This is a genomic window from Streptomyces laculatispora (assembly GCF_017353455.1).
In the GTDB taxonomy this organism is placed as follows: Bacteria; Actinomycetota; Actinomycetes; order Streptomycetales; family Streptomycetaceae; genus Streptomyces; species Streptomyces laculatispora.
In genome coordinates this window covers 1-6,633 of sequence record NZ_JAFMPZ010000508.1, presented here as the reverse complement: position 1 = coordinate 6,633, position 6,633 = coordinate 1, and the positions used below count along the sequence as shown (strand labels likewise).

Below are 6,633 nucleotides of genomic sequence, written 5' to 3'. Positions count from 1 at the left end.
GGACTTCGCCGAACCACCGGCGGAGTCACCCTCGACGATGAAGATCTCGCACTTCGCCGGGTCGTTGGACTGACAGTCCGACAGCTTGCCCGGCAGCGAAGCCGACTCCAGCAGACCCTTGCGGCGCGTCAGGTCACGGGCCTTGCGGGCCGCGACCCGGGCCGTGGCCGCCTGGATCGACTTGCGGATGACGTCGGCGGCCTCGTTCGGGTTCCGGTCGAACCAGTCGTTGAGGTGCTCGTGCACGACCTTCTGGACGAAGGTCTTCGCCTCCGTGTTGCCCAGCTTGGTCTTCGTCTGACCCTCGAACTGCGGCTCGCCCAGCTTCACCGAGATGATCGCCGTCAGACCCTCGCGGACGTCCTCACCCGCGAGGTTGTCGTCCTTCTCGCGCAGGAACTTCTTGTCCCGCGCGTACCGGTTGACCAGACCCGTCATCGCCGCGCGGAAGCCCTCCTCGTGGGTACCGCCCTCGTGCGTGTGGATCGTGTTCGCGAAGGAGTACACGCTGTCGGAGAACTGGGTGTTCCACTGCATCGCGACTTCCACCGACAGCAGGCGCGCGGTGTCCTGCGCCTCCAGCGAGATGATCGACGGGTGGACGGGTTCGCCCTTGCGCGCGTTCAGGTACTTCACGAAGTCGACGATGCCGCCCTCGTAGAAGTACTCCACCGTCCGCGCCGCCGGCTCGGACACGTCCGCGTCCGGGTCGTCGGCGCCCACCGCGGCCTTCGCGGATTCACGCTCGTCGGTCAGCGTCAGGGTCAGGCCCTTGTTGAGGAAGGCCATCTCCTGGAACCGGCGCGACAGCGTCTCGAAGGAGTACTCGGTGGTCTCGAAGATGTCGCCATCGGCCCAGAACGTCAGCGAGGTGCCGGTCTCGGAGGTCTCCTCGTGCTGCTTGAGCGCGGCGGTCGGCACGCCCTTCTCGTACTCCTGGCTCCAGCGGTGCCCGCCGTAGCGCACCTCCGCCTCCACCCGCGTCGACAGGGCGTTGACCACCGACATGCCCACGCCGTGCAGACCGCCGGAGACGGCGTAGCCGCCACCGCCGAACTTGCCGCCCGCGTGCAGCACCGTCAGTACGACCTCCAGGGCCGGCTTGCCCTCGGACGGCACGATGTCCACCGGGATGCCACGCCCGTTGTCGACGACCCTGATCCCGCAGTCGGCCAGGATCGTCACGTCGATGCGGTCCGCGTGCCCCGCGAGGGCCTCGTCGACCGAGTTGTCGACGATCTCGTGGACCAGGTGGTGCAGACCGCGCTCGCCGGTCGAGCCGATGTACATGCCAGGCCGCTTGCGGACCGCCTCCAGGCCCTCCAGGACCTGGATCTGACTGCCGGTGTAGGACGTGTCCCCCACGTCCCCCACGTCGCCCGTGGTGGGCGCGGGTGCGGTGGCGTCGGCCGGAAGGTCGGAGGGAATGCCGGGATCGGTCACAGGGGCGCTCTCTTTTCTGGCACGGCAGACCGCGCTCCCACCCAGTGGGGCGGGAGCGGCATGACGTCGGACGGAGGGTCGGTGCGGGGGCCCCGCCGACCGGCCGAGCCCCGTTCCCCAAGGTTCACCATAGAACCGAGAGTTAGGTTTAGCACACCCAACACGGGTATGACAGGTAGGGCTGTAAGCCTCCTGAATGCCATCGTGGTCGCCGTGTAGCCATCCAATCGATCCCCCCTACGCACAACGCGTTAAAGCCTCTCAGATGGACGCTCACGGATTCCCTCGCCTCGTGCCGCGGTCCGCTGAAAAAGGGACCCGGGCACGGCCTGGAATTGGTCCGCGGCGCCCCTCGGAGCCGCCTCCGGAGACGTGAGGCATCCACCTCCAGGTCATCCACCCGCCGTCCCGGGTGGAGGCGCCCACAGCGCGTTGTCGCCGATTCGCGGGCGGCGGCGTGCAGGGCGTCGAGCACGTCGCGGTGGCGGCGGGAAGGTGCGATCAACAGGGGCGGTGCGCCGCGACGGCGATCCGGCCACCGGCCCGGTACGACGCCTCGCACCCGGCCCGTCGGCGCTCCGGCGAGGTAGACTCGTGTGTTTCGCGTGAACGTCGCACGTAGGTGGCAGCGCGCATTCCCGGTGCACTGGCCGAGACGCTCTCGGAGCGTCGGGCACGGGCAGAGCCCGAGCCATGGCGAGTGTGCTGTCCCTCACGGGACGATCCCACTTCCGGAGGTATATGTGTCCTGCCTGATCGTCCAGAGCGACAAGACGCTGCTCCTCGAAGTCGACCACGAGCAGGCCGACGCCTGCCGCCGCGTGATCGCGCCCTTCGCGGAACTGGAGCGCGCCCCCGAGCACATCCACACCTACCGGCTGACCCCGCTCGGGCTGTGGAACGCCCGGGCCGCGGGACACGACGCCGAGCAGGTCGTCGACGCGCTCGTGAAGTACTCGCGCTACCCCGTACCGCACGCGCTGCTCGTCGACATCGCCGAGACGATGGGCCGCTACGGCCGCCTCACGCTCTCCAAGCACCCGGTCCACGGACTGGTGCTGACCTCCACCGACCGGCCCGTCCTGGAGGAGATCCTCCGGTCGAAGAAGGTCCAGCCGCTGGTCGGCGCCCGGATCGACCCCGACACGGTGGCCGTGCACCCCTCCGAGCGCGGACAGGTCAAGCAGACGCTGCTGAAGCTGGGCTGGCCCGCCGAGGACCTCGCCGGTTACGTGGACGGCGAGGCGCACCCGATCGAGCTGGACGAGAGCGGCTGGGCGCTGCGGCCCTACCAGCAGCAGGCCGTCGAGGGCTTCTGGCACGGCGGCTCGGGAGTCGTCGTGCTGCCCTGCGGCGCGGGCAAGACGCTGGTCGGCGCGGGCGCCATGGCGCAGGCCAAGGCGACCACCCTGATCCTGGTCACCAACACCGTCTCCGCCCGGCAGTGGAAGCACGAGCTGGTGAAGCGGACCTCGCTGACCGAGGAGGAGATCGGCGAGTACAGCGGTACCCGCAAGGAGATCCGGCCGGTCACCATCGCCACCTACCAGGTGCTCACGACCCGCCGCAAGGGCGTCTACGCGCACCTGGAGCTGTTCGACTCCCGCGACTGGGGTCTGGTGATCTACGACGAGGTGCATCTGCTGCCCGCGCCCGTCTTCAAGTTCACCGCCGACCTCCAGGCCCGCCGCCGGCTCGGCCTGACGGCGACGCTGGTGCGGGAGGACGGCCGCGAGTCGGACGTCTTCTCGCTGATCGGACCCAAGCGGTTCGACGCCCCGTGGAAGGAGATCGAGGCGCAGGGCTACATCGCGCCCGCCGACTGTGTCGAGGTACGGGTCAATCTGACGGACAGCGAGCGGCTCGCGTACGCGACCGCCGAGGCCGAGGAGAAGTACCGGTACTGCGCCACGACCGCGACGAAGCGGAAGGTCACCGAGGCGCTGGTGCGCAAGCACAAGGGCGAGCAGACGCTGGTCATCGGGCAGTACATCGACCAGCTCGACGAGCTGGGTGAGCATCTGGACGCCCCGGTGATCAAGGGCGAGACGAGCAACGCCCAGCGGGAGAAGCTCTTCGAGGCCTTCCGGCAGGGCGAGCTGAGCGTGCTGGTCGTGTCGAAGGTGGCGAACTTCTCCATCGACCTGCCGGAGGCCACCGTCGCGATCCAGGTGTCCGGCACGTTCGGTTCACGCCAGGAGGAGGCCCAGCGGCTCGGCCGGGTGCTGCGGCCGAAGGCGGACGGGCACGAGGCGCGGTTCTACTCGGTGGTCGCCCGCGACACGATCGACCAGGACTTCGCGGCCCACCGCCAGCGGTTCCTGGCCGAGCAGGGGTACGCGTACCGGATCGTGGACGCCGACGAGCTGCTGACGGACAACTGACCGTCCGGGGGCGGGGGTGCGCCGGCTCAGTGAGTGCGGCGGCGGACGCCCGCCTCCTGCGCGTACTCACCGAGGACGACGACGCCGAACGCGGCCCGTACGAAGATCCCGGCAGCGCGCAGCGCGTCACCGGCGCGGTGGCTGTAGTGGTGGCCGGTGGCCGCGGTCGCGCCGTGCGCGGGGCCGGTCTTTCGCGGGTTCAGGAAGACGGTGCTCATGTATTCCATGGTGCTCCGCCCGGCCGGTGAAGGCGTCGGCCCGCAGGGGGAAGGTGACGGCGCCGCGTCTACCCCTGTGGTCTCATGCCGTCCCCTACGGGGTGGACCCCCGCGGTCGTACGCGGATATTCGTTCGCGCCCGGCCCGGCCCGTCGATACAATCGCCGGTCTGCCCGCCTCCCGCACCGTGGTACCGGCAGCCCGGAAGGGCTCGCGCCGGCAGCCGGGGGAGCGCCGCCGACCGGACGGAAACCGGCCGACAGCCGTACGCACTGCCTGGTGCGTACCAGTGATCGATCCCCGAGCGGACCGCATCGCCCCCGGTCACCGGCCGGGGCCGAGGGCCTTTCGTCAGGCCCCTCGCGTGCGGTCCGCCGTCCTGCGTTGAATGCCGGAGGCAACACCGTGCCCGCGCACGTACACGAAAGCGACACCACCACCGACCCCCTCGCCCATGAGCGCGCCCACCTCGCCGCCTCGCGCGCCGCGCTGCGCGCCATGCGTGAGGACGCCCAGGCCCTCGACATCCGCGATGTCACGGCGAACTGGGTGAACGCCGCAGTGCTGCAGGCCCAGATCACCGACCGCGTCAAATCGCTCGCCGACCTCAGCCACACCCCGCTCTTCTTCGGACGGCTGGACTACCTCCACGTGGTCGGTGCGGAGAAGGCCGAGGGCGCGGAGGGCGAGCAGTTCTACATCGGGCGCCGCCACGTCCACGACGCCGGCGGCGACCCGATGGTGATCGACTGGCGGGCGCCGGTCTCCCAGCCGTTCTACCGGGCGTCCCGCAACGACCCGCTCGACGTCGGCCAGCGGCGCCGCTTCGGCTACACCGGCGGCGAGCTGACCGCGTACGAGGACGAGCACCTCACCGCCCCTTCCCCAAGCTCCGAAGGAGCAGGGGAGACCCCACTGGCGGCGCAGACCAGCAAGCTGCTCCAGGCGGAGATCGAGCGGCCGCGTGTCGGCCCGATGCGCGACATCGTCGCGACGATCCAGCCGGAGCAGGACGAGATCGTCCGCAGCGAGCTGGGCGGCTCGGTCTGTGTGCAGGGCGGGCCCGGCACCGGGAAGACCGCCGTCGGCCTGCACCGGGTCGCGTATCTGCTGTACGCGCACCGGGAGCGGCTGGCCCGCACCGGGACGCTGGTCATCGGGCCGAACCGGTCCTTCCTGCACTACATCGAGCAGGTGCTGCCGGCCCTCGGTGAGCTGGAGGTGAAGCAGGCGACCGTCGACGACCTGGTGACGTCGCACGTCGAGGTCCGGGGCACGGACGAGGCGCGGGCCGCCGTCGTGAAGGGCGATGCCCGGATGGCCGAGGTGCTGCGGCGGGCGATCCGTTCGCACGTGACGCCGCCGACGGAGCCGGTGATGGTGGTGCGCGGTTCCCGGCGCTGGCGGGTGCCCGCGTACGAGATCGAGGAGATGGTCAACGAGCTGCTGGCCCGGGACATGCGGTACGGGGCGGCGCACGAGGCCCTTCCGCAGCGCATCGCGCACGCCGTGCTGGTGCGGATGGAGGAGGCGGGCGAGGCTCCCGACGACCGGGTGCAGAACGCGGTGGCCCGCAATCCCGCGGTGAAGGCGGCGGTGAAGGCGGTCTGGCCCGCGGTCGAGCCGTCGAAGCTGGTGCTGCGGCTGCTGTCCGACCCTGAGTTCCTGGCCGCACAGGCGGACGGGCTGCTGACCGAGGACGAGCAGAAGCTGATCCTGTGGACCAAGCCGGTCCGCAGTGTGAAGTCCGCGAGGTGGTCGGCGGCGGACGCGGTGCTGATCGACGAGGCGATGGACCTGGTGGCGCGCACGCACTCACTGGGCCATGTCGTGATCGATGAGGCGCAGGACCTCTCCCCCATGCAGTACCGGGCGGTGGGCCGGCGCTGCTCGACCGGTTCGGCCACGGTCCTGGGCGATCTGGCACAGGGCACGACGCCGTGGTCGACGCAGAGCTGGGCCCAGGCGCTGCACCATCTGGGCAAGTCGGACGCGGTGGTGGAGGAGCTGACGGCGGGCTTCCGCGTGCCGCGCGAGGTGATCGCGTACGCGTCCCGGCTGCTGCCGGTGATCTCGCCGGGCCTGGCGGCGGTCGAGTCGGTGCGTGAGTCGCCCGGTTCGCTGTCGGTACGGGAGGTGGGGGCCGCAGAGACCGGCGCGCTGGACGCGGCGGTGGTCGCGGCCTGCGAGGAGTCGCTGGAGCAGGAGGGTTCGACCGGCCTGATCGCCGCCGACGCCCGTATCCCGGCGCTGGCGGCCGCCCTGACGGCGGCGGGCCACAGCTACCTCTCCCCCGGCCAGGAGACGACCGCCGAGTCCCGGCTGACCCTGGTCCCGGCGTCACTGGCGAAGGGCCTTGAGTACGACTACGTGGTGCTGGACGAACCGGCGGCGGTGGTCGACGGCGAACCGGACGAACGAACGGGCCTGCGCCGCCTGTACGTGGCCCTGACCCGAGCGGTATCGGGCCTGATCGTGGTCCACGCGACCCCCCTGCCGCACCAACTCCGATCAACCGAGTAGCCACCCCAGCCCCTCCGGGCGGCCATCCAAGCCCCTCCGGCGATTGAGGAGCGGGGGTCCGGGGG

4 protein-coding genes are annotated in these 6,633 nt (G+C 70.7%); 2 read left to right on the top strand and 2 right to left on the bottom strand.

Annotated elements, in window-relative coordinates; translation table 11 throughout:
- On the bottom strand, positions 1-1,374 hold a 1,374-nt coding region (locus J1C73_RS26575), incomplete at its 3' end, for an ATP-binding protein (protein WP_307797804.1).
- Between the two features lie 812 nt (positions 1,375-2,186).
- On the opposite strand from J1C73_RS26575, the gene J1C73_RS26570 reads away from it, so the two are divergent.
- Entirely contained in the window at positions 2,187-3,827 is a 1,641-nt protein-coding gene (locus J1C73_RS26570; RefSeq protein WP_207318607.1) for a DNA repair helicase XPB, read from the top strand.
- A gap of 26 nt (positions 3,828-3,853) precedes the next feature.
- Here J1C73_RS26570 and J1C73_RS26565 read toward each other — a convergent pair whose 3' ends face one another.
- Positions 3,854-4,045: a hypothetical protein gene (locus J1C73_RS26565; RefSeq protein WP_207318606.1), complete on the bottom strand. Its 192-nt coding sequence runs from the start codon at positions 4,043-4,045 to the stop codon at positions 3,854-3,856.
- Between the two features lie 405 nt (positions 4,046-4,450).
- Here J1C73_RS26565 and J1C73_RS26560 point away from each other — a divergent pair, with 405 nt between their 5' ends.
- Complete coding sequence (locus J1C73_RS26560; RefSeq protein ID WP_207318605.1) at positions 4,451-6,568, top strand: HelD family protein; 2,118 nt, start codon at positions 4,451-4,453, stop codon at positions 6,566-6,568.
- Positions 6,569-6,633 lie beyond the last annotated feature (65 nt).